Source organism: Pseudomonas sp. PDNC002, from assembly GCF_016919445.1.
Lineage (GTDB): Bacteria > Pseudomonadota > Gammaproteobacteria > Pseudomonadales > Pseudomonadaceae > Pseudomonas.
Genome location: NZ_CP070356.1, coordinates 1,885,355 through 1,907,892, shown reverse-complemented (window position 1 = coordinate 1,907,892; position 22,538 = coordinate 1,885,355). Strand labels below are relative to the sequence as shown.

Annotated in this window: 21 protein-coding genes and 2 riboswitches; of the genes, 8 read left to right on the top strand and 13 right to left on the bottom strand. The window is 67.5% G+C overall.

Annotated features, from left to right (window positions below; genetic code table 11):
• Nucleotides 1-9 precede the first annotated feature (9 nt).
• Nucleotides 10-366, top strand: a complete 357-nt coding sequence (locus JVX91_RS08870; protein WP_205338893.1) for a SirB2 family protein — start codon at nucleotides 10-12, stop codon at nucleotides 364-366.
• On the opposite strand, the gene JVX91_RS08865 is transcribed toward JVX91_RS08870, so the two are convergent.
• The 4 genes from JVX91_RS08865 to JVX91_RS08850 form a co-directional block, all read right to left on the bottom strand.
• Nucleotides 347-1,294, bottom strand: coding sequence for an NAD-dependent epimerase/dehydratase family protein (locus tag JVX91_RS08865; RefSeq protein WP_205338892.1), 948 nt, complete (start codon nucleotides 1,292-1,294; stop codon nucleotides 347-349). The two genes, JVX91_RS08870 and JVX91_RS08865, sit on opposite strands and share 20 nt — an antisense overlap.
• Nucleotides 1,287-2,171, bottom strand: coding sequence for a sugar nucleotide-binding protein (locus JVX91_RS08860; protein ID WP_205338891.1), 885 nt, complete (start codon nucleotides 2,169-2,171; stop codon nucleotides 1,287-1,289). Before JVX91_RS08860 ends, JVX91_RS08865 begins: the two co-directional genes overlap by 8 nt.
• Nucleotides 2,172-2,311: 140 nt before the next feature.
• Nucleotides 2,312-2,875, bottom strand: coding sequence for a DUF934 domain-containing protein (locus tag JVX91_RS08855; RefSeq protein ID WP_205338890.1), 564 nt, complete (start codon nucleotides 2,873-2,875; stop codon nucleotides 2,312-2,314).
• Complete coding sequence (locus tag JVX91_RS08850) at nucleotides 2,872-4,536, bottom strand: nitrite/sulfite reductase (RefSeq protein ID WP_205338889.1); 1,665 nt, start codon at nucleotides 4,534-4,536, stop codon at nucleotides 2,872-2,874. Before JVX91_RS08850 ends, JVX91_RS08855 begins: the two co-directional genes overlap by 4 nt.
• Before the next feature lie 345 nt (nucleotides 4,537-4,881).
• On the opposite strand from JVX91_RS08850, the gene ccoG reads away from it, so the two are divergent.
• From ccoG to JVX91_RS29105, 3 genes are all read left to right on the top strand, one after another.
• Nucleotides 4,882-6,291: a cytochrome c oxidase accessory protein CcoG gene (ccoG, locus tag JVX91_RS08845; RefSeq protein WP_205338888.1), complete on the top strand. Its 1,410-nt coding sequence runs from the start codon at nucleotides 4,882-4,884 to the stop codon at nucleotides 6,289-6,291.
• 86 nt (nucleotides 6,292-6,377) lie between these two features.
• Nucleotides 6,378-7,793, top strand: coding sequence for a GntR family transcriptional regulator MpaR (gene mapR, locus JVX91_RS08840; protein ID WP_054906761.1), 1,416 nt, complete (start codon nucleotides 6,378-6,380; stop codon nucleotides 7,791-7,793).
• Nucleotides 7,794-7,888: 95 nt separating this feature from the next.
• A complete protein-coding gene (locus JVX91_RS29105) occupies nucleotides 7,889-8,023 on the top strand; it encodes a hypothetical protein (RefSeq protein ID WP_275892382.1) in 135 nt (44 codons plus the stop codon).
• A 159-nt stretch (nucleotides 8,024-8,182) separates the two neighbouring features.
• Here the strand turns inward: JVX91_RS29105 and cobM are convergent, their stop codons facing one another.
• The 4 genes from cobM to JVX91_RS08820 all read right to left on the bottom strand — a co-directional run bounded on the left by cobM (nucleotide 8,183) and on the right by JVX91_RS08820 (nucleotide 10,441).
• Entirely contained in the window at nucleotides 8,183-8,929 is a 747-nt protein-coding gene (gene cobM / locus JVX91_RS08835; RefSeq protein WP_205338887.1) for a precorrin-4 C(11)-methyltransferase, read from the bottom strand.
• A complete protein-coding gene (locus JVX91_RS08830; RefSeq protein WP_205338886.1) occupies nucleotides 8,926-9,342 on the bottom strand; it encodes a cobalamin biosynthesis protein in 417 nt (138 codons plus the stop codon). Before JVX91_RS08830 ends, cobM begins: the two co-directional genes overlap by 4 nt.
• Before the next feature lie 83 nt (nucleotides 9,343-9,425).
• Complete coding sequence (locus JVX91_RS08825; protein WP_205338885.1) at nucleotides 9,426-10,145, bottom strand: CbtA family protein; 720 nt, start codon at nucleotides 10,143-10,145, stop codon at nucleotides 9,426-9,428.
• 110 nt (nucleotides 10,146-10,255) lie between these two features.
• Nucleotides 10,256-10,441, bottom strand: coding sequence for a CbtB-domain containing protein (locus JVX91_RS08820; RefSeq protein ID WP_024764032.1), 186 nt, complete (start codon nucleotides 10,439-10,441; stop codon nucleotides 10,256-10,258).
• Between the two features lie 104 nt (nucleotides 10,442-10,545).
• Nucleotides 10,546-10,758, bottom strand: a riboswitch (cobalamin riboswitch).
• Between the two features lie 60 nt (nucleotides 10,759-10,818).
• Nucleotides 10,819-11,014, top strand: a riboswitch (cobalamin riboswitch).
• A 100-nt stretch (nucleotides 11,015-11,114) separates the two neighbouring features.
• On the opposite strand from JVX91_RS08820, the gene cobW reads away from it, so the two are divergent.
• Together cobW and cobN are read left to right on the top strand one after the other, a co-directional pair.
• Nucleotides 11,115-12,167 carry a cobalamin biosynthesis protein CobW gene (gene cobW, locus JVX91_RS08815; protein WP_205338884.1) on the top strand — a complete coding sequence of 351 codons (1,053 nt, stop codon included), beginning with the start codon at nucleotides 11,115-11,117 and terminating at the stop codon, nucleotides 12,165-12,167.
• Nucleotides 12,168-12,382: 215 nt separating this feature from the next.
• Nucleotides 12,383-16,114, top strand: coding sequence for a cobaltochelatase subunit CobN (cobN, locus tag JVX91_RS08810; protein ID WP_205338883.1), 3,732 nt, complete (start codon nucleotides 12,383-12,385; stop codon nucleotides 16,112-16,114).
• 317 nt (nucleotides 16,115-16,431) lie between these two features.
• Here cobN and JVX91_RS08805 read toward each other — a convergent pair whose 3' ends face one another.
• Nucleotides 16,432-17,529 carry a 3-deoxy-7-phosphoheptulonate synthase gene (locus tag JVX91_RS08805; RefSeq protein WP_205338882.1) on the bottom strand — a complete coding sequence of 366 codons (1,098 nt, stop codon included), beginning with the start codon at nucleotides 17,527-17,529 and terminating at the stop codon, nucleotides 16,432-16,434.
• A 295-nt stretch (nucleotides 17,530-17,824) separates the two neighbouring features.
• Nucleotides 17,825-17,959, bottom strand: coding sequence for a hypothetical protein (locus JVX91_RS29100; RefSeq protein ID WP_275892381.1), 135 nt, complete (start codon nucleotides 17,957-17,959; stop codon nucleotides 17,825-17,827).
• Nucleotides 17,960-18,102: 143 nt separating this feature from the next.
• On the opposite strand from JVX91_RS29100, the gene JVX91_RS08800 reads away from it, so the two are divergent.
• Both JVX91_RS08800 and JVX91_RS08795 read left to right on the top strand, forming a co-directional pair.
• Entirely contained in the window at nucleotides 18,103-19,110 is a 1,008-nt protein-coding gene (locus JVX91_RS08800; RefSeq protein ID WP_205338881.1) for an ATP-binding protein, read from the top strand.
• Between the two features lie 2 nt (nucleotides 19,111-19,112).
• Nucleotides 19,113-19,781: a VWA domain-containing protein gene (locus JVX91_RS08795; protein ID WP_240201761.1), complete on the top strand. Its 669-nt coding sequence runs from the start codon at nucleotides 19,113-19,115 to the stop codon at nucleotides 19,779-19,781.
• A 172-nt stretch (nucleotides 19,782-19,953) separates the two neighbouring features.
• Here the strand turns inward: JVX91_RS08795 and JVX91_RS08790 are convergent, their stop codons facing one another.
• The 3 genes from JVX91_RS08790 to JVX91_RS08780 form a co-directional block, all read right to left on the bottom strand.
• Entirely contained in the window at nucleotides 19,954-20,577 is a 624-nt protein-coding gene (locus JVX91_RS08790; RefSeq protein ID WP_205338880.1) for a glutathione S-transferase, read from the bottom strand.
• Between the two features lie 138 nt (nucleotides 20,578-20,715).
• Complete coding sequence (locus JVX91_RS08785; RefSeq protein WP_205338879.1) at nucleotides 20,716-21,444, bottom strand: cobalt-precorrin-6A reductase; 729 nt, start codon at nucleotides 21,442-21,444, stop codon at nucleotides 20,716-20,718.
• Nucleotides 21,441-22,538, bottom strand: a complete 1,098-nt coding sequence (locus JVX91_RS08780) for a cobalt-precorrin-5B (C(1))-methyltransferase (RefSeq protein ID WP_205338878.1) — start codon at nucleotides 22,536-22,538, stop codon at nucleotides 21,441-21,443. Before JVX91_RS08780 ends, JVX91_RS08785 begins: the two co-directional genes overlap by 4 nt.

Below are 22,538 nucleotides of genomic sequence, written 5' to 3'. Positions count from 1 at the left end.
GGAACCGGTATGTACCTCGAACTCAAAGCACTGCACGTCAGCCTGGCGATCATCAGCACCGCGCTCTTCCTGCTGCGACTGGGCCTGAGCTGGTGGGGCAGGCGCCCCTCGGGCTGGCAGCGCGGCCTTCCGCATCTGATCGACACGCTGCTGCTGCTCAGTGCCCTGGGCCTGGTGCACCTGGCGATGCCCTGGCCGCTGCCGGTGTGGCTGCAAGCCAAGATCGGCCTGCTGGTGCTCTATATCGTGCTGGCGGCGTTCGCCCTGCGTGCCGTATCGACGCCACGCAAGGCTGTGCTCAGTGTACTCGCGCTGTCTTCGCTGGCCGGCATCTTCCTGCTGGCGATCAACAAACCCTGGTGGTGATCAGCTGGGCCAGGCCTTCGGCCAGCGGCGTCGGCTCTTCCAGGCGATAGCGTGACAGCAGGCGGCGGTTGTCGGCGCGGGAGTGGCGGATATCGCCGTGGCGCGCCGGCTGGTAGGTGATGTCCGGCAGACCACCGGTGAGCTTGCCGATCTCGGCCAGCAACTGGTTGAGGCTGGTGGACTGGTCCAGGCCGACGTTGATCGCCGACTCGGCCACTTCATCCGCCAGCAAGGCCGTCACCAGCAGCTTCACCAGGTCACCGACGTAGATGAAATCGCGGGTCTGCTCGCCGTCGCCGAACACGGTGATCGGCAGGCCTTCCTCGGCGCGGCGGGCGAAAATGCTGATCACCCCGGAATACGGCGAGGACGGGTCCTGGCGCGGACCGTAGACGTTGAAGAAGCGAAATATCGCCGGCTCCAGCGCGTGCTCGCGGCGATAGAAGTCCAGGTAGTACTCGCTGGCCAGCTTGTCCGAGGCGTAGGGCGTCAACGGCGCCTTGACCACGTCTTCGTCGATCGCGGTGCCTTCGCCGTTCTGCCCGTAGACCGCTGCGCTGGAGGCGAACAGTACCCGGTGGATGCCCTCCTGGCGCATGGCCTCGCAGAGGTTCAGGGTGCCGATGAAATTGGCGCGATGGGTACCCACCGGGTCTTCCACCGAGGCCTGCACCGAGGCGATCGCCGCCAGGTGCACGACGCCCTGGCAACCGCTCACCGCCCCCCGCAGCGCCGCTTCATCGGCGACATCGCCGACGATCAGCTCGACGCGCGGATCGAGGTTCTCGCGCTTGCCGGTGGACAGATCGTCCAGCACGCGCACGGCAAAGCCCTGTGCCAGCAGCGCATCCGCCAGATGGGAACCGATGAACCCCGCTCCGCCGGTGATGAGGATGGGCTGCGCGGAAGGAATAAGACGATCAGACATGGCGGTAGTAACGGTCCAGCAGGGCGGGCAGGCCGGCGCGCCAGGCGCGCGGCTTGATACCGAAGGTATGGAGGATCTTCTTGCAGGCAAGCACCGCGTGCTGCGGTTCGTCGCCGGCATCGGGGCGCGCGGCGTGGGCCTGCGGGCTCGGCTCCTGAACGGCCAGGGCGCGGAAGGCGCGGGCCTCGCCGAGCACCACCTGGCCCAGGGACAGGGTGGTGGTCGCTTCCAGGCCGCCATAGTGGTAGGTGCCCCACAGCGGTGACTGGCAATCGAGTTGCTTGAGGACCGAGAGGATTACCCGCGCGGCGTCATCCACCGGAGTCGGGTTGCCACGGCGGTCGTCGGCGAGGAACAGCACCTGTTCCTTCTCGGCCCGCGCGAGGAAGCGGCCAAGCACGCCGTCGGCGCTATCGTCGAGCAGCCAGCCGAAGCGCAGCAGGACATGACGCGGGCACGTCGCGCGGACCCACTGTTCCATGCGCCACAGCGCCTGGCCACGCGGGCCCAGCGGCAGCGGCTCGTCTTTCTCGCTGTAGGCAGTGGCGCGGGCGCCGTCGAATACGCGGTAGCTGGACGGCTGGATCAGCAGGATCTCGTGGTGCTGGCAGAGTTCGGCCAGCCGCTCCACGGCGCGCTCCTGGCTGGCCAGGCGGGCGTCGTCGATGGCCTCGGCCTGGAACCAGTCGAAGTAGTAGGCGAGGTTGATCACCGCGTCGGGACGGGTCTCGTCCAGCAGGACGGTGAGACTGGCGGCGTCCCAGCCCTGGTCGGGTGGTCGGGGGGCGAGGAAGCCGATGTCCTCCTCGGCGCCCAGGCGGATCAGCGCCTGTCCAAGGGCATTACCGCCACCCAACAGCATCAGGCGCATGCGCATATTATGGGGGTCACTCGAATACGTGGGTTACCAGCGGCGCGCGGGACGCCGTGGATGATGCCCGCATTTTTCCTGCCCCCCGGCACAGCGTCAAGCTTGGCCGACCCGCTGCAGCCTTGGCCGTGCGCGATTGTCGCGCCTCAGGAGCGCCGCCGGAACAGCGGGCGCGGCTCGATGACCGAGCGCCCATAGAGCACGCTGAGCCCCGCCAGCCCCTTCAGCGCGTCTTCCACGGACTTGTCCTCGCGCACGGCGAAGGCGTCAAAACCGCACTGGCGCAGGTGCGCCAGCTGGTCGCGCAGCACGTCGCCCACCGCGCGCAACTCGCCGCGCCAGCCCAGGCGGCTGCGCAGCAGGTAGGCCAGGCTATAGCCGCGGCCGTCGCGGAAGCTGGGGAAATCGATGGCGATCAGCGGGATCTCGTCCAGCCATTGGCCAAGCCGTTGCGGATCGTCGTCCGGCCCGAGCAGCACGCCATGGCCTTGTAGGTGCGAGCTTGCTCGCGAACCGCTCAACGCTGTTGCGTCCTGGGATATCTGTTCGCGAGCAAGCTCGCTCCTACAGGGAGTGATGCTCAGCCACGTCTCGAGCGGCAGGATCAGGTTGCCCTCGGGCAACTCCTCCGGCACTTCGCGCAGCAAGGTCCAGGGATCATCCGGCGCCAGCTCGGCCACACCATCCCGCAAACGGATCAGATTCTTCATGCCGGCACCTCCGCCTGGCGGTATACCCGCGCCTTGAACGGCTCCAGGCCGATGCGCTCGACCGTTTCGACGAAGCGCTCACCGACACCGCGCTGCTCCACATAGGTCTGCACCAGCGCCTCGATCACGTCCGGCACTTCAGCCGCACTGAACGATGGGCCGATCACCTTGCCCAGCGCACTCTTCACGCCCTGCGCGCCACCCAGGGTGATCTGGTACCACTCGCTGCCGTTCTTATCGACGCCGAGGATGCCGATGTTGCCGATATGGTGGTGGCCGCAGGCGTTCATGCAGCCGGAGATATTCAGGCTCAGGTCGCCCAGGTCGTGTAGGTAGTCGAGGTCCTCGAAGCGCTGCTGGATGCCCTGGGCGATGGGAATCGACTTGGCGTTGGCCAGCGCGCAGAAGTCACCGCCGGGGCAGGCGATGATGTCGGTCAGCAGGCCCTGGTTGGGCGTGCCCAGGCCCGTGGCGCAGGCTTCCAGCCAGAGCGCGTGGAGATCGGCCTTGCGTACGTCCGGCAGCACCAGGTTCTGTTCGTGGGCGACGCGGATCTCGCCGAAGCCGAAGCGCTCGGCCCAGTCGCCCACCCGCTCCATCTGTTCCGCAGTGGCATCGCCCGGCGGCGCCTCGGCGCCCGGCTTGGTGGAGAGCACCACGCTGGCATAGCCAGGCACGCGGTGCGGGCGCACATTGCGCGAAACCCAGCGGGCAAACGCAGCGTCAGCAGCCAGCGCCGTGCCGTAGGCAAGTTCGTCTGCGGGGGCGTAGACCGGCGGCTCGAAGGCGGCTGCCACGCGCTGGTATTCATCGAGGGTCAGTTGCGCCTCGCCATCGCGCAGGTGCTGCCACTCTTCTTCCACTTCGCGGGAGAAGGCCTCGATGCCCAACGCCTTCACCAGGATCTTGATCCGCGCCTTGTACTTGTTGTCGCGCCGGCCATGGCGGTTATACACGCGCAGGATGGCCTCGACGTAGGACAGCAAATGCTGCCAGGGCAGGTCGTCGCGGATCACCTGGCCGAGCATCGGCGTGCGCCCCAGCCCGCCGCCCACCAGCACCTTCAGGCGCAGCTCGCCGTCCTCGGCGCGGCGCAGGTAGAGGCCGATGTCGTGCATCATCACCGCCGCGCGGTCTTCCTCGGCGGCGCAGAGGGCGATCTTGAACTTGCGCGGCAGGAACAGGAACTCGGGGTTCACCGTGGACCACTGGCGAAGGATTTCCGCCAGCGGGCGCGGGTCGAGGAACTCGTCGGCGGCAACCCCGGCGAAGGCTTCGGTGGTGATATTGCGCACGCAGTTGCCGGATGTCTGGATGGCGTGCATCTCGACGTCGGCGAGGCGTTCGAGGATGTCCGGCACGCGCTCCAGCTCCACCCAGTTGAACTGGATGTTCTGCCGCGTGGTGAAGTGGCCGTAGCCGCGATCGTGCTCGCGGGCGATCCACGCCAGGGTGCGCATCTGCTCGCTGGACAGGGTGCCGTAGGGAATCGCCACGCGCAGCATGTAGGCATGCTTCTGCAGGTACAGGCCGTTCTGCAGGCGCAGCGGCAGGAATTCCTCTTCGCTCAGTTCATCGCTCAGGCGCCGTTGCACCTGGTCGCGGAACTGCGCCACCCGTTCGCGCACCAGGGCGCGGTCGTAATCATCGTATCGGTACATCGCCAGGCCACCTTCGGATCGTTGCGTGGCGTCCTGCTTCTGTCGTCGGGCTCGCCACGTTGCGGTTGACCGAACTATGGCCGGCGGCTGTTGTGCAAAACAGCGGCAGATCACGCGGGAAAAACCGGATCAGATCCGCTTCACCCCTGCCCCGGTGGGCCTGCGACCGGTTGCCGCAACGGGCCCGATCAGCCGCTTCATCGCGCATGGCACCAGCCCTGTAGCAACGCGGCGCGGAGCGATTTTCGCCATCTGATATGGTTTTTTCCGGCGGACCTGAATCTGTTTCGGGTGCAGACCGATTCGTACAGTCGCGGCGCCTCTTCTGCCTGATGGGCCACGATAATGAGCGAAAGAATCCCCGCGAAGGTCATCGAGATCGACGCACCGCAACGTTTCACCCCGCCGCCGAAACCGCTGTCCGCAGTCACCCCGACGGTCTACACCAAGCGCTTCGCCGGACGTTTCCGCGACCTGCGGCGCCTGGGCGGCGGCCTGTTGTTCCTGCTGTTCTTCGGCACCCTGTGGCTGCAGTGGAACGGCCGCCAGGCGGTGCTCTGGGACCTGCCCGAGCGCAAGTTCTACATCTTCGGCGCGACCTTCTGGCCGCAGGATTTCATCCTGCTCTCGGCGATCCTGATCATTGCCGCCTTCGGCCTGTTCTTCATCACGGTGTTCGCCGGCCGCGTGTGGTGCGGCTACACCTGCCCGCAGAGCGTCTGGACGTGGATCTTCATGTGGGCCGAGCAGGTCACCGAGGGCGATCGCAACCAGCGTATGAAGATGGACAAGGGCCCGGCCAGTGCCGAGAAAGTCCTGCGCAAAAGTGCCAAGCACGGCCTGTGGTTGCTGATCAGCCTGGTCACGGCGATCACCTTCATCGGCTACTTCACGCCGGTGCGCCCGCTGGTGATGGACCTGCTCACCTTCAAACTCGACCTGGAAAGCACCTTCTGGGTCGCCTTCTTCGCCGCAGCCACCTACGCCAACGCCGGCTGGCTGCGCGAGCAGGTGTGCATCCACATGTGCCCGTACTCGCGCTTCCAGAGCGTGATGTTCGACAAGGACACCCTGATCATTTCCTACGACGCGGCGCGCGGCGAGTCCCGTGGCGCGCGCAAGAAGGACGCCGATCCCAAGGCCCTCGGCCTGGGTGACTGCATCGACTGCCACCAGTGCGTGCAGGTCTGCCCCACCGGCATCGACATCCGCGACGGCCTGCAGATCGCCTGCATCGGCTGCGCGGCCTGCATCGACGCCTGCGACTCGGTGATGGACAAGATGGGCTACGACCGTGGCCTGGTGCGCTACACCTCCGAAAGCGCGCTGGAAGGCGGCAAGACCCACCTGCTGCGCCCGCGCCTGATCGGCTATGCGGCCGTGCTGCTGGTGATGATCGGCGCCTTCGTCTGGGCGCTGGAAGCGCGCCCGCTGATCAACCTCGATGTGGCCCGCGACCGTGGCCTGTTCCGCGAGAACGCCGCTGGCGAAATCGAGAACATCTACAACCTCAAGCTGATCAACAAGACCCAGCAACCGCAGCACTATCAGCTGAGCCTCGCCGATGGCGCCGGTTACCGCCTGCAGGGCGTGCCGGAGCTGATGCTGCAACCGGGCGAGATCCGCGACTTCGCCGTCTCGGTCGCCAGCGAAGCGCAGAGCAGTGCCGGTGGTTCGCTGCCGCTGCACTTCCGGGTCAGCGACGGCAACGAGTCCATCGACGCCGCCAGCACCTTCGTCTCGCCGAGGCGTTGAGCATGGCACGGGAGCTTGGCGTGACCTCGGCGCAGCGCCTAGAGTGGGCGGATTCCACCACCGCCCAGGGCGCCCCGCAGGACAAGATGAAGCGCTACGAGAAATTCGCCGACGAGATCGCCGGCCTGATCCGCAGCGGCGTACTCGCCCCAGGCCAGAAAGTCCCCTCGGTGCGGCACGCCAGCCGCACCTATGGGGTCAGTGCTTCGACAGTCTTCCAGGCTTATTACCTGCTGGAAGACCGCGGCCTGATCGTCGCCCGCGCGCGCTCGGGCTACTTCGTCCGCGAGCACGTGCAGCGCGCGCTGGCCGAGCCGGAAATCGCCCGTCACGATGCGCAGACCACCGAGGTGGACGTCAGCGAACTGGTGTTCTCGGTGCTCAGTTCCATCAAGGACCCGGACACCGTGCCCTTCGGTTCTGCCTTCCCGGCGCCGGAGCTCTTCCCCCTGCCGCGCCTGGCGCGCTCCATGGCCCACGCCGTGCGTGACATGGACCCGCGCTCGGTGGTCGCCGACCTCGCGCCCGGCAGCCACGCGCTGCGCCGGCAGATCGCCCTGCGCTACATGGTCGGCGGCATGCCGTTGCCGGTGGAGGAGCTGGTGGTCACCAACGGCGCGCTGGAAGCGCTGAACCTGTGCCTGCAAGTCGTCACCCAGCCGGGCGATCTGGTCGCCATCGAAGCCCCGGCGTTCTACGCCAGCCTGCAGGTGCTGGAACGGCTGAAACTGAAGGCGGTGGAAATCCCCGTGCACCCGCGCGAAGGGATCGACCTCGACGTACTTGCCGACAGCCTGGCGCGCCTGCCGATCAAAGCCTGCTGGTTCATGAGCAACTTCCAGAACCCGCTGGGCGCCAGCATGAGCGAGGAGAAGAAGCGCGCCCTCGCCGCCCTGCTGACCCAGCACCAGGTGCCGCTGATCGAGGACGACGTCTACGCCGAGCTGTACTTCGCCGCCCAGGCGCCCAAGCCGGTAAAGGCCTTCGACACCGAGGGCTTGTTCATGCATTGCAGCTCCTTCTCCAAGAGCCTGGCGCCGGGTTACCGGGTCGGTTGGGTGGCGGGCGGGCGCTACGCCGAGCAGATCGAGCGGCTCAAGCTGATGACCAGCCTGTCAGCCTCCGTGCCGGCCCAGGCGGCCATCGCCGACTACCTGCAACACGGCGGCTACGACCGCCATCTGCGCAAGCTCCGCCACGCGCTGGAAAGCCAGCAGCACGCGATGCTCGCCGCCGTGGCCCGGCACTTCCCTGCCGCCACCCGCGTCACCCGCCCCAGCGGCGGCTACTTCCTGTGGCTGGAACTGCCCGAGCAGATCGACGCGCTCAAGCTATTCCAGCTCGCCCACGCCCAGGGCATCAGCCTCGCACCCGGACCGATCTTCTCGGCGACGCGGCGCTTCGGCCACTGCCTGCGCCTGAACTACGGTCATCCGTGGACGGCTACCAGCGAACAGGCGATGGAAACCCTCGGCCGGATCATTCATTCGCTGCAGGGCTGAAGGCTTCTGCCCTCAGACTGATCCGTACATTCCGAAACGATCTGTATCTGTGCGGCGCTTTGTCGCAGGCCTACCCTGTCAGGCAGGAAACCCGGATGAGGGGTACTGCCATGGACACGGAAAACCTGACGATCTTGCTGACGGTATGCGCCGCACTCGGCGTGCACCTGTGGGTGCGCTGGTACCTGCGGCGCGGGATGGTGCCGCGCGGTGAAACTTGGCTGGCCTGAGCCAGGAGCCTGGGCCTCCGTGTAGGAGCGGACCCTGTCCGCGATGGGTTGGCCCGACTCCCCGGTTCGCCGGAGCGGCGTTGAGTTGATCGCGGACAGAGTCCGCTCCCACGAAAGGGCTCGCCTCGCAGTAGCCTCAGGAAACGCCCAAGCCACCCATCACGGCCGATACAGGTGCGCATGTTCCGCGCTGTACAGCGACGAGTCGGCGAAGCCTTCCGCCCCCAGCACCTTGCCCACCAGGATCAGCGCCGTGCGCTTGAAGCCCTTGGCCTCCGCCTTGGGCAGAATGTCGCCAAGGGTGCCGGTGACCTGGTCCTGATCCGGCCAGCTCGCCCGGTGGAGAACGGCGATAGGGCAATCCGCGCCGTAGTGCGGCAGCAGTTCGGCGACGATGTTCGCCAGTTGGCCGACGCCCAGATGGATCGCCAGGGTCGCGCGGTGCTGCGCCAGCTCAGCGAGGGATTCGCCTTCAGGCATGCGCGTCTTGCTTGCGTAACGGGTGAGGATCAGCGTCTGCGAGATGTCCGGCAAGGTCAGCTCGCAGCCGAGAATCGCCGCGCAGGCGGACGTGGCCGTGACGCCGGGAACGATCTCGTAGGGAATACCCAGCTCACGCAGGTGGCGAATCTGCTCGCCGATGGCGCCGTACAGCGAGGGGTCGCCGGAGTGCACGCGGGCAACGTCCTTGCCTTCGCCGTGGGCCTGCGCCAGCAGTGCAACGATCTCGTCCAGGTTCAGCTCGGCGGTGTTCACCACCCGCTCGGCGCTATGACCCTCCAGCACCGCCGGCGGTACCAGCGAACCGGCATAGAGGATCACCGGGCAAGAACGGATCAGCCGCTGGCCCTTGACCGTGATGAGTTCGGGATCGCCGGGGCCGGCGCCAATGAAGTAGACCGTCATGGCTGCTCCTGTTCGGATTCGACGGGGATGAAGGCCAGCGCGCAGGTAGCCTGGTCGCTGCGGCGCTTGCCGACCAGCAGGCGGGCGGGTTCGCCGCCCTGGGCTTCGGCCTGCAGCAATGCCGCCGCCTCGGCCACGCTGGCGCTTCCGGTGGCTGCACGCACGGACTCGGAAGGGGCGCTCAGACGCTTATCGCAGGCCGCCAATTGCTGCGGCGTAAACAGCGCCAGCGGCAGATCGAGGGCGGCGGCCAGCCCGTTCAGCCCCTCTTCGTCGACTTTCAGCGTGGCGCTGGCCAGCGCGGTGAGGTTCGACTCGTCCAGCCCCGCTTCGGCCAGCGTGGCCCGCAGCAGTATGCGTAGCTCATCGAGCGTGCAGCCTCGGCGGCAACCGAGACCGGCAACCAGCGTCATGTCCGCCTCCTGCCATTGACTCATGAAAATAAAAACCCCGCAGGCGGACCGAGCCGACTGCGGGGTTGAGCATAACGCCGTGATCAGGCCGTCGGTGCGAACCGGCGGAACAGCCACGCGGCAACAAGGCCCAGGGCCGCCCAGAACACCGCGTTGGTGATCAGCGAGGCGACGATGAACTCGTGGGCGACGCTTTCCGGCGCGAGGCTGGAATGCACTTCCGGCTGCGGCGCGCCGATCACATGCGGCACCACCAGCAGGGCGATACCGATGCCACGTAGCGCCCAGTTGCGGCCGAACACCAGCAGCGCGAGCCCGCCGGCGGTGGCGGCAGCGGTGCCGATCCACCAGGTCTGGCGCAGGGTCAGGTCGGCGGCGGCGGTGCCGGGCACCTCTGGCGGCAGACCGAGGGACGGCGCCAGGGTGAACACGGCGAAACCGGCCAGGCCCCAGAGCAGGCCTTCGGAGGTCTTACCCGGCTCGCGCAGGGTGAACAGGCCAGCCAGCATCAGGGCGAAGCCCACCGCGACCACCAGGTTGCCGCCGGTGGTGGAGAGGATGCGCTGCCAGCCGTCTTCCGGCTCCCAGGCTTCCGCGTCGTGCTCATGGGCGGCCACTGCGCCAGCGGCGTGGTCATGGGCGTGCTCGTGGTTTTCTTCGACCAGCGCGGCGGCCGGCTCGGCTTTCTCGTAGGTTTCCGCCTTGAGGATCAGCGGGGACACCCACAGCAGCTGGACAACAGTCAGCACCAGCGCCGCGATCAGACCGGCGAAACCGGCGGTCTGGGCGATACGTTTGATCATTTTTCCTTTCCTTTCCTTTCCGAACTCTCGAATCGAGCGAGCTGGAGCCAGGCACGGCGATACGCCAACGCAGCCTGGCCGACGCGCAGCCGATTGGGCTCAGAACAGCATCAGTGGCAGGGAAAACCGGCGCTATGGCGGGTATCGTGGGCGGCGTTGTGCACCGCATCGATGTGCGAGAAGCCGGCGAAATACACCAGCAACGCACCGAGCAGGCTGGCGCCAACGGCCAGGCTGATGCGTTTGGAAAGGGGGATGGAAGTGCTCGACGCGTGCGTCAGGGTGCTGCTGGACATGGACGTTCCCTCTGAAAATCAAAGTAGAGAACGCAGAGGTTGAACGCATTCGAACGCGCCGGAACGGCCGCGCCACGGCCTGCGCCCGCCCACCGCGGGTTTGCCAAAAACGAAGAATTCCAGGCCGGTCTCCGGGCTTGCGATGTCGGCCAGTGGCCAAGCGGGTCAACCTTCCCATGCCGGAGCACAGTGGCTACTGATGACCCTACGATCGCTTACCGTTGCGGGGGCAGCGCCGGACTGGTCCTTGCGGACGCACCGGCTTCCCGTTTCACCTCGCGCGCGTGGCGCGAGACACCTGAAACCGCGCTAGCTGACCACGAAGGCCTGCAAGCGTCAACCGATCCCCGGCGATTGACCGCCCCGCCGTCGCTGCGTAGCCTTCCTCCCTTCGAGGTTCTCCGGCGCTGGCCGGAGCTAAGAGGGAACGTGGAAATCTTCGGATGCGCCACGGCTGCCCCCGCAACTGTGAACAGCCTGTTCTTTCACGAGCCACTGCCGGCCACGGCGGGAAGGCGAGAGAACTCAAGAGGGCTGTGAGCCAGGAGACCTGCCTCGACCAGCATCACGACAACCGGGCGGGGTGATCCGGTGGCGACCTTCGTTGCGCGGCGAACCCGCGCGCGCGCCCTTCATCCGCCCTCTCGCACCGCATCCTGCTCACGAGGCGCGCATGAAGACCCTGGCCAAACTCCCCGTCACCATCGTCACCGGCTTCCTTGGCGCCGGGAAGACCACCCTGCTCCGCCACATGCTCGACAATGCCGAAGGCCGCCGCATCGCGGTGATCGTCAACGAGTTCGGCGAGCTGGGCATCGACGGTGAAATCCTCAAGCAGTGCTCCATCGGTTGCAGCGAAGAAGAAGCGGTCGGCCGCGTCTTCGAACTGGCCAACGGCTGCCTGTGCTGCACCGTGCAGGAAGAATTCTTCCCGGTGATGCGCGAGCTGGTGGCACGCCGTGGCGACCTCGACCAGATCCTCATCGAGACCTCCGGCCTGGCCCTGCCCAAGCCGCTGGTGCAGGCCTTCCAGTGGCCGGAAATCCGCAACGCCTGCACGGTGGATGCGGTGATCACCGTGGTCGACAGCCCGGCCGTGGCCGCCGGCACCTTCGCCGCCCATCCCGAACAGGTGGACGAGCAGCGCAAGCAGGACCCGAACCTGGACCACGAATCGCCGCTGCACGAACTCTTCGAAGACCAGCTCGCCAGCGCCGACCTGGTTGTGCTGAACAAGGCCGACCTGCTCGACGCCGATGCGCTCGCCCGTGTGCGCGCCGAAGTCGCCGAGGAACTGCCGCCCGCGGTGAAGATCGTCGAAGCCAACTCCGGCCAACTGCCGCTCTCGGTATTGTTGGGCCTGAACGCCGAGGCCGAGCTGCACATCGACAGCCGCCCCACCCATCACGACCACGAAGGCCATGAAGATCACGACCATGACGAGTTCGACTCCTTCCACCTCGACCTGCCGGAAGTGGAAGAACGCGCCCTGCTCGACGCGCTGAACGCGCTGGTCGAGCGCCACGCCGTGCTGCGCATCAAGGGCTTCGTCGCCATCCCCGGCAAGCCCATGCGCCTGCTGGTGCAGGGCGTCGGCAAGCGCTTCGACAAGCACTTCGACCGCGCCTGGCGCAGCGATGAATCCCGTAGCACCCGCCTGGTGGTGATCGGCCAGGAACTGGACCAGGCCGCCATCGCCAACGAGCTGCGAACTGCCCTGGCGTGAAGCCGACCGCCCTCTCCCCCAGCCCCTCTCCCGCAAGCGGGAGAGGGGAGCCACATCGGCGCTTCGCCGGTAGAACGGCGTATGGGCAGACGCCATGCCCGCCTGTGAGCACAAATTTCACGCGCACGCCGAACCGGCTCCCTCTCCCTTCGGAGCGGGGCGCGCAGCCAGGGCTTGGAAGAGAGCCCTCCTGACCGAGCGAAAGAGGCTCCCCCATGCACCTGCTGCGCACCCAACCCGGCGGCTTCGTCCCCGACGACGGCATCGCCGACCTGGCCCAGACGCCTGCCGACCTGGTGATCCTCTGCAGCGGCGACTCGCACCTGGCGCTGCTCGCCGAGGCCGCCCGCGAGCTGCCGGAGGACTACCCGAGCCTGCGTCTGGCCAACCCCATGCAGCTGCAGAACCACGCCTCGGTGGACCTCTACGTCGACGAGGTGCTGCAACACGCAAAAGTCATCCTGATCTCCGTGCACGGCGGCGTCGGCTATTGGCGCTACGGCATGGAGCAACTGGCGGCGCTGGCCGAGCGTGGCATCACGCTGATCGCCGTACCCGGCGACGACAAGCCCGACCCCGAACTGACCGCGCTGTGCAGCGTGCCCGCGCAGGACGCCGAACGCCTCTGGCAGTACCTGCGCCAGGGCGGCATGGACAACGCCCGGCAGTTCTTCGCCTGCCTCGCCACGCGCCATCTGCAACGCGACTACCCGTGGAGCGAGCCGCAGACGCTGCCGCGCGTCGCGCTGTATCACCCGCAGACCGGCAGCTGCGACCTCGCCCGCTGGCAGACCGACTGGCACCCCGAGTGCCCGGTGGCCGCCTTGCTGTTCTATCGCACGCACCTGCAGGCGGCGAACACCGGCTTCATCGACACCTTCTGCGAGCGCCTCCAGGCCCAGGGCATCAACCCGCTGCCCATTGCCGTGGCCAGCCTCAAGGAAGCCGCTTGCCTGGAGACGGTGGAAAACCTGCTCGATAGCGCCGACGCCGAGCTGATCATCAACACCACCGGCTTCGCCCAGTCGAACCCGGAAGCGCCGCAGGACCGGCCGTTCCGCCGCGACGTGCCGGTGCTGCAAGCCATCTGCTCGCTGGACAACCACGACCTCTGGCGCGCCAACCCGCAGGGCCTCGGCCCGCGCGACCTGGCTATGCACATCGCGCTGCCGGAGCTGGATGGTCGCCTCATCACCCGGCCGATCAGCTTCAAGGGCCTGGCCTGGCGCAGCGAGCGCAGCCAGAGCGACGTGGTCTGCTACCTGCCGCACCGGCCGGGCATGGACTTCGTCGCCGAACTGGCGCGGCGCTGGATGCTGCTGGCGCGCAAGGCCAACGCCGACAAGCGCGTGGCGCTGATCCTGGCGAACTACCCGACCCGTGACGGGCGCATCGGCAATGGCGTGGGCCTCGACACGCCGGCCGCCGCGCTGAATATTCTCCGGGCGCTGGAGGCCCAGGGCTATCCCGTCGCCGGCCTGCCCGAGTCCGGCACCGCGCTGATCCACAGCCTGCTCGGCGGCGTCAGCAACGATCTCGACAGCCTCGACCTGCGGCCCTGCGCGCAGAGCCTGGCGCTGGACGATTACCTCGCCTGCTTCGCCCGCCTGCCCGAGGCCAACCAGCAAGCCGTGCGCGAACGCTGGGGCGAGCCGCAGCAGGACCCGATGTTCCGCAGCGGCCGGATGATGGTCGCCGGCCTGCGCTTCGGCCTCGGCTTCGTCGGCATCCAGCCGGCGCGCGGCTACCAGCTGGACGCCGCGGCGATCTACCACGATCCGTCGCTGGTGCCGCCCCACGGCTACCTTGCTTTCTACTTCTGGCTGCGCGAGGTGTTCGGCGCCGACGCTCTGGTCCATGTCGGCAAGCACGGCAATCTGGAATGGCTGCCAGGCAAGGGCGTCGGGCTCTCGGAAGAATGCTGGCCGGACGCGATCCTCGGCCCGCTGCCGAACCTCTACCCGTTCATCGTCAACGACCCCGGCGAAGGTGCCCAGGCCAAGCGCCGCGCCCAGGCGGTGATCATCGACCACCTGATGCCGCCGCTGACCCGCGCGGAAAACTACGGCCCACTGCGCGACCTCGAACGCCTGGCCGACGAGTACTACGACGCCTCCCTGCTCGACCCGCGCCGCGCCACTGAACTGCGCGGCGACATCCTCACGCTGGTGCGCGACACCTCGCTGGACCGCGAACTGGGCTTGCAGTTGAGCGACGACCCGGAAAGCTGGTTGCCGCAGCTGGACGCCTACCTCTGCGACCTCAAGGAATCACAGATTCGCGATGGCCTGCATGTGTTCGGCGAATCACCGGTGGGCGAACTGCGCCGTGACACGCTGCTGTCGCTGGTGCGCATTCCACGCGGCGACGGACGCGGCGGCAACGCCAGTCTGCTGCGGGCGCTGAGCGAGGACTTGAAGCTCGGCAGCGACCCGCTGGACGAAGCCTTCGCCGAGCCATGGCAAGGCCCGCGCCCCGATGCACTGCTGGTCATGAGCGACGAACCCTGGCGCAGCAACGGCGACACCCGCGAGCGCCTGGAGCTGTTCGCCCTGCGCCTGATCGAAGGCTCGGCCAGCGCTCCCGGAGACGCCAGCGCAGCGGTCCTCGCACAACTGCACCAACAGATCGCGCCAACCCTCGACGCCTGCGGCGCCAGCGAGATCGGCCACCTGCTCGCCGGTCTCGCCGGCCGCTTCGTCCCGCCCGGCCCCAGCGGCGCGCCCAGTCGCGGGCGGGTCGATGTGCTGCCTACCGGGCGCAACTTCTTCACCGTGGACGTGCGCAACCTGCCCACGCCCACCGCCTTCCGTCTTGGCTTCCAGTCCGCCAGCCGCCTGCTCGAACGCCATCTTCAGGACCATGGCGACCACCTGCGCCAGCTCGGTCTGTCGGTGTGGGGCACGGCAACCATGCGCACCGGCGGCGACGATATCGCCCAGGCGCTCGCGCTACTCGGCGTGCGCCCGGTGTGGCAGGCCGGCAGCCAGCGCGTGGAGGATTTCGAGATCCTGCCGATCAGCCTGCTCGACCGCCCACGGGTGGACGTGACGCTGCGGGTGTCCGGCTTCTTCCGCGATGCCTTCGCCAACCTGATCCGCCTGTTCGATGCCGCCGTGCAGGCGGTCGCCGCGCTGGACGAGCCGGACGATCTGAACCCGCTGGCCGCCCGTGTGCGTGCCGATCAGGCACGCCTGCTGAGCGAGGGTCTGGAAAGCGACGAGGCCCGCCGCCAGGCCGGCTGGCGCATCTTCGGTGCGCAACCGGGCGCGTACGGTGCCGGTGTGCAGGGCGTGATCGAGTCGCGCCAGTGGGACAGCCGCGCCGACCTCGCCGAGGCCTACCTGAACTGGGGCGGCTACGCCTACGGCGCCGGCGACGATGGCACCCCGGCGCGCGAGCGCTTCGCCCAGCGCCTGTCCGGCCTGCAGGCGGTGCTGCACAACCAGGACAACCGCGAGCACGACATCCTCGATTCCAACGACTACTACCAGTTCCAGGGCGGCATGCTCGCCGCCGCCGAGGTCATCCAGGGGCAACCGCTTTCCAGCTACCACGGCGATCACAGCCAGCCGGACAACCCGCGCATCCGTACCCTCAAGGAAGAACTCGGCCGCGTGGTGCGCTCCCGCGCGGTGAACCCGAAGTGGATCGCCGGCATGAAGCGCCACGGCTACAAAGGCGCCTTCGAACTGGCCGCGACGGTGGACTACCTGTTCGCCTTCGACGCCACCAGTGAACTGGTCGACGACCACCAGTACCGCCTGCTGGCGGACGCCTACCTGCTGGACGACGACACCCGCGAGTTCATCCGCCAACACAACCCCGAAGCCCTGCGCGACATCGCCGAGCGCCTGGTGGAAGCACAGCGGCGCGGGTTGTGGGAGGAGCCGGGGGAATACCGGGAGACGCTGGAGAATCTGTTGGTGGATAGCGAAGAGCGGTGAGGTATGTCGAGGCTTCTTTGTACCGCGGAATCTCGCGCCATTGCATTCCCTCACCCCAGCCCTCTCCCGGAGGGAGAGGGAGCAGATCGTGCGGGCTGACGCCATAGTTTCATCCTGCACCAATCAGTCCCCTCTCCCTCCGGGAGAGGGTTAGGGTGAGGGGGCTTTTGATTTTGTAGGACCGAGGGGGACACCTAGTCCTTGCTCGCGAACCCACCTCCGCTGCGAGGCCATGTTCGCGAGCACACTCACTCCTACGAAAAGCCTTCGAGCGTAGGGCGTACAACCGTTCGCGGTTGTACGCCGCCCCAACGAAATCAGCCGCGGCGCAAGCGCTCGGCCGCATTCAGCAACAACGCCTCGGTACCACTCCAGCCCAAGCAACCATCGGTAATCGAGACACCGTAACGCAGCTCGCCGGACAGCGACTGGCAGCCGTCGAACAGGTGACTCTCCAGCATCACACCGCGCAGCGAGCCGTCGCCGGCCAGGCGCTGGTCGAGCACGCTGTCCAACACCGCCGGCTGGCGCAGCGGGTCCTTGCCGCTGTTGGCGTGGCTGCAATCCACCATGATGCTCGGATCGAGGCCAAGCTTCTCCAGGCCCTGGCGAATCTGCTGCACGCTGGCCGCGTCGAAGTTCGGACCGGCGTGGCCGCCGCGCAGGACCAGATGGGTATCCGGGTTGCCCTGAGTCTGCACCAGCGAAGGCCGGCCCTGCGCGTCGATGCCGAAGTGCTGGTGTGGGTGCGCGGCCGAGCGCATGGCATCGGTGGCGATGCCGATGCTGCCGTCGGTGCCGTTCTTGAAGCCCACCGGCAGATCGAGGCCGCTGACCATCTCGCGATGCACCTGCGATTCGCTGGTGCGCGCACCAATGGCGGCCCAGCCGAGCAGGTCGTCGAAGTAGCCGGCCACCAGCGGTTGCAGCAGTTCGGTGGCGATTGGCAGGCCGCGCTCGAGCATGCCCAGCATCAGCCGGCGCGACAGTTCCAGACCGCCGGCCATGTCGCCGCTGCCGTCCAACTGCGGGTCGTAGACCAGGCCTTTCCAGCCGATGGTGGTGCGCGGTTTCTCGACGTAGGCGCGCATGACCAGCAACAACTGGTCGCTCACCTGCGGGGCGAGTTCGGCGAGGCGGTCGGCGTATTCGAGGGCGGAGACAGGGTCGTGCAGCGAGCAGGGGCCGATCACTACCAGCAGGCGCGGATCGCGGCCATCGAGTACGGCGCGGATCGCGTCGCGGCCTTCGCGCACGCGGTGGGCCATGGCGGCGGACAGCGGCAGGCGCTGGCGTAGTTCGGCGGGGCTCGGCAGCGGTTGTTCGCGGCGGCGAGCGGAGGGCAGCGGCAGGTCGAGGACTTCGGCGGTGGCTGCGTGTGCTTGGCGGATCAAGGTGGAGGTGGAAGCGTTCATCTGACTGGCATCCTTGGCCGGCGCGGTGGTCGTTCCGCGCTCGGCGCTCTATCTAAGTGTTCGTGGCAAGGCTCGTTGGGGGGCACGCAGCGCGCTGCTAAATCGCCAGTCGGAGTTGCGGTAATAGCGGTAGTTGGTGGTGTTCATGTGTCGATCCTCTGTCTGAGCGTTTTCGCTCGTTTCAATGCGTTGGGCCTTGTGGGCCGGAAAAACAAAAACCCCGGTCGGGTTGCCGACCGGGGTTTTGGAAAACTGTCTGGTTGGCGACCCTGCTTGCTAGGGCGCCTGTGGGGTATCAGGCGCGCCTTTGGCTAAACCAATACCCATAGAAGAAATAACCGGCAGCAGCGGCCAGGACCTGCGCGCGAACGACCACGGAGCCAATGGCACCGAGGCGGGCGAGGGACTGGATGGACAGGCTGGACGGCATGATGTTCTCCGTGGAAGTAGGGCCAAGTTACTGCATCGCGGCGTGCCGATCAATGACTTGGCTCTATCGTTCTGATGGACATTGGTCGCACCTCCTGCGCCCGGTTCGCTACCATGCACGGACGAAATCCGCAGGAATCCTCCATGAGCGCCCTTCCCCACTTCCCCCTGGCCGCCGTCGTCGGCGCCGATGAGCTGAAGCTGGCCCTGTGCCTGGCGGCCATCGATCCAGCCATCGGTGGCGTGCTGATCGAAGGGCCGCGCGGGATGGCCAAGTCCACCCTGGCGCGCGGCGTCGCCGACCTGCTCGACGGCGGGCGCTTCGTCACCCTGCCGCTGGGCGCCAGCGAGGAACGTATCGTCGGCACCCTCGACCTTGACGCCGCACTAGGGGAAGGTCGCGCGCAGTTCTCCCCCGGCGTGCTGGCCCACGCCCACGGTGGTGTGCTCTATGTGGATGAAGTGAACCTGCTGCCCGACCACCTCGTCGACCTGCTGCTCGACGTGGCCGCCAGCGGCGTCAACCTGATCGAGCGCGACGGCCTGTCCCACAGCCATCCGGCGCGCTTCGTGCTGATCGGCACCATGAACCCGGAAGAAGGCGAACTGCGCCCGCAACTGCTGGACCGCTTCGGCCTCAAGGTGCAACTGCAAGGCACCCCGGCGCCGAGCGAGCGCGCCGAAATCGTTCGCCGCCGGCTGGCCTTCGATGCCGATCCGCAGGCCTTCCTCATTCAGTGGCAAGGCGCACAGCAAGCGCTGCAACAGCGCTGTGTCGATGCCCGGCAAGGCCTTGCCGCGATTGCGCTGGATGATGCTGCGTTGAACGAGATCGCCGAGCGCTGCCACGCCGCTGGCGTCGATGGCCTGCGCGCCGACCTGGTCTGGTTGCGCGCGGCCCGCGCCCACGCCGCCTGGCGCGGCGCCAACGCCATCGAGGCGCAGGACATCGAGGCGGTGGAGCACTTCGCGCTCGCCCACCGCCGTCGTCACGCACCACCGCAATCGATGACGCCTCCGCAGTCTTCTTCCAGCCAATCCCAGGCAGCCTCCAACGCCTCCAACGGCGAAGGCCAATGGGGTGAACTGCCCGCGCAGAGCGTCGCCATGGGCGAACGCCGACAGTTGACGGGCTGGCCAAAAAAGCCCTGAGCATCCGCCCGCGCCCGGCCCCAGGCGCGGATGCCAACTCTCGACCCGGCCAGCTCGCCGGCGGCCGCCACGGCGCCCGCCAACAGGGTACGCACGGCCGCATCGACTGGCCCGAGACCCTGCGCAATGGCCGCCCCCAACGCCGCGCCGACCTGGTGCTGCGCGCCCGCAGCCACAAGCCCGCCGAACTCTGGCTGGTGATCGTCGACGCCTCGGCCAGCACCCGCCGCCATGGCGCGCTCGCCCAGGCCAAGGGGCTGCTCGCCGACACTTTCGAACAGGCTTACCGGCAACGCGCGCGCCTCGCTGTACTGCATGCCACTGGTGCGCAGCCGCGCTGGTTGTGGCAAGGCCAGAAGGCATCGAATCAGTTGCAGGAGTGGCTGGAACAACTCGGCGCCGGCGGCGGTACCCCGCTGATCGAGGCGCTTGAGCAAGCCCGCGCATGGCTGGACAAGCGCCAGCGACAGAAGCCTGCGGAACATCAGCGACTGCTGGTGCTCACCGATGGCCGCCTGCGCGACTGGCCGGCGTTGCAGCCGATGGGCTGCCCGACTGTGCTGGTGGATATCGAGGGTGGGGCCGTGCGGCTTGGCCGCGCACAAAAACTGGCAGACGAGCTGGGGGCGGAGTATCGGCGGATCGCTGAAATTTCGGGCTCCTATCGCTAAGAGCCCCTCACCCTAGCCCTCTCCCAGAGGGAGAGGGAACAGTCCTGCGCGCTCTGTTCGACCAACATTCGCCGGCTGACACAGATACATTGCCCCACTCCGAACGGCCCCCTCTCCCCTTGGGAGAGGGCTGGGGTGAGGGTCGTCTCCTGGCGCCGAATTTCCGCCCCTCTCAAGGCTCCCCATTGCGCCCATGCAACAGGAACCCCGGCCGCTCGCTCAGCCGTTCGTAGTAGGCCGCCACAGCCGGCAACTCCGGGCGCTGCATGGGCGTCAGGTACCAGCGGTTCACCGACAGGCGAAGGACGACGTCGGCAAGGCTGAAGCAGGCGCCGGTGACGAAGGCACCGGTGCGTTCCAGCTGCCGGTCCAGCAGGGACATGCAATGGTTCCACTGCGCCTCGCTCAGGGCGATGGCGGATTCGTCGGTATGGCTGGGGCTGTTGCGCACGCGGGCCATGAACACATAGCGCCAGGCATTGTTCAGTTCGGTGGCCTGCCAACCCATCCATTGCTCCACCAGCGCGCGCTCGCGGGGCGAGTCGGGCAGCAGTTCATCGAGCGGATACTGGCTGGCGAGATAGCTGCAGATGGCGTTGGACTCCCAGAGCACGAAGTCGCCGTCGACAAGCACCGGCACCATGGCATTGGGATTGAGTGCGATGAACTCCGCCGAAGCCGTGGAGCGAAAGCCCGAGCCCCAGTCCTCCCGTTCGTACGGCAGGTTCAGTTCGGCGCAGGTCCAGAGCACCTTGCGCACGTTGATCGATGAAGCGCGGCCGAGGATTCGCAGCATGGTGTCACTCCCTGTGAAAGCCGGGGCCCAGCATAGAGGCGCGCCGGCCACCGGAGAAGCTTCATGACGGTTCTGCAGGAGCGAGCCTGCTCGCGAACCATTACGACGCTGTGAACGCTCCTCGAGCGATGCGTTCCCTCATTCCGCCAGCAGGCGTTCCAGAGCCGCCCACAGCGACTCAACGCCGTCGAACTCCCGCTCCACGAGCGGCAACGCCGGCCGCGCCAGGATCAGCACCGGCACGCCACGCTCGCGGGCGACCTGCAGCTTCGGCTCGGTGGCCTGGCTGCCGCTGTTCTTGCTGATCAGCACGTCGGTACCCAACCGCGCGAACAGCTCGCGCTCCCCCTCCAGGGTGAACGGTCCACGCGCGCCGAGCACTTCAGCGCGCTCGTTGCCGGGCAGGCTTTGCAGGCAACGAACGGTCCAGTGCTGGTGCGCGGGAATCTCGCCCAGGTGCTCCAGCGGCTCACGCCCCAGGGTGAACAGCGGACGGCGAAAATCCTTCAGTGCCCTGATCAACCCAGGCCAATCGGCGACCTCGCGCCAATCATCGCCAGCACCCGCCTGCCAGCCGGGCCGCCGCAGCGCCCAGCACGGCACACCGGCCAGCTCCGCAGCATGGGCGGCGTTGGCGCTGATCTGCGCAGCATAGGGATGAGTCGCATCGAGCAGGAGGTCGAAGCCCTGTTCGCGGATGAATCCGGCCAGGCCTTCGGCGCCACCGTAACCACCCACGCGCACTTCGCAGGCTAAGTCGTCCGGCACCTTGCCGAGGCCGGCAAGACTGTAGAGATGCTGCGGTCCCAGCCTTCGCGCGATAGCCAGCGCCTCACCGATTCCGCCCAGCAGCAGGACCCGTTTCATCTCACCTCCAGCGCCTCGCCCACCAGGTTGCCCTGGCGGTCGATGGCGAAGACTTCCAGCGTTACTTCAAGGGGCACGATACGCCGGGCGAAGGCCAGCGCGCGGGCGCACACCGCATCGCCCAGTGCGATGCCCTCCGCGCGGCACAGCGCCAGCGCCTGCTGGCTGGTGTTGGCCTCGCACATGCGCTGCTGCAGGTCTGCCGAGGCGCCAATGTTCGCAGCCCACTCCGCCAGCTGTGGCAGATCGATGCTGGAGTGGCGGCTGTGCAGGTCCATGTGCCCCGCAGCGAGCTTGCTGATCTTGCCGAAGCCGCCGCAGACGCTGAAGCGCTCCACCGGCACCTTGCGCAGGTGCTTGAGCGCGGCGCCGGCGAAGTCGCCCATCTCGATCAGCGCGGTGTCGTCGAAACCGTAGCGCCGGCGCATGGCGTCCTCGCTGGCGTTGCCGGTGCAGGCGGCCAGGTGGCGGAATCCATTGGCGCGGGCGACGTCGATGCCCTGCTGGATCGAGGCGATGTAGGCCGAGCAGGAGAATGGCCGGACGATGCCGGTGGTGCCGAGGATCGACAGCCCGCCGAGGATGCCCAGGCGCGGGTTCATAGTCTTGAGCGCCAGCTCGGCGCCACCCTCGATATTGATCGTGACGTCGAAGCCTCCGACGTAGCCGCACTCGGCGGCCAGCGCGGCGAGATTGTCGCGCATCATCTGCCGCGGTACCGGGTTGATCGCCGGCTCGCCCACCGGCAGCACCAGGCCGGGTTTGGTCACCATGCCGACACCTTCGCCGGCATGGAAACGCACGCCCGGTTCGACACTCAGCGCCACGCGGGCGAAAACCAGCGCACCGTGGGTCACGTCCGGGTCGTCGCCGGCATCCTTCAGCGTGCCGGCTTCGGCGCCGTCAGCGGTAAGCCGGCAGAACTCCAGGCGCAGGGTCGCGCTGCGCTCTTTCGGCAGGGCGATCTGCGCGGCGTCCAGCACTTCACCGGTGAGCAACAGGCGCGCCGCCGCCAGGCTGGTGGCAGTGGCGCAACTGCCGGTGGTGTAGCCGCTGCGCAGCGGGCGCGGCTGCTCCGGGGTTTCTTCGCGCAT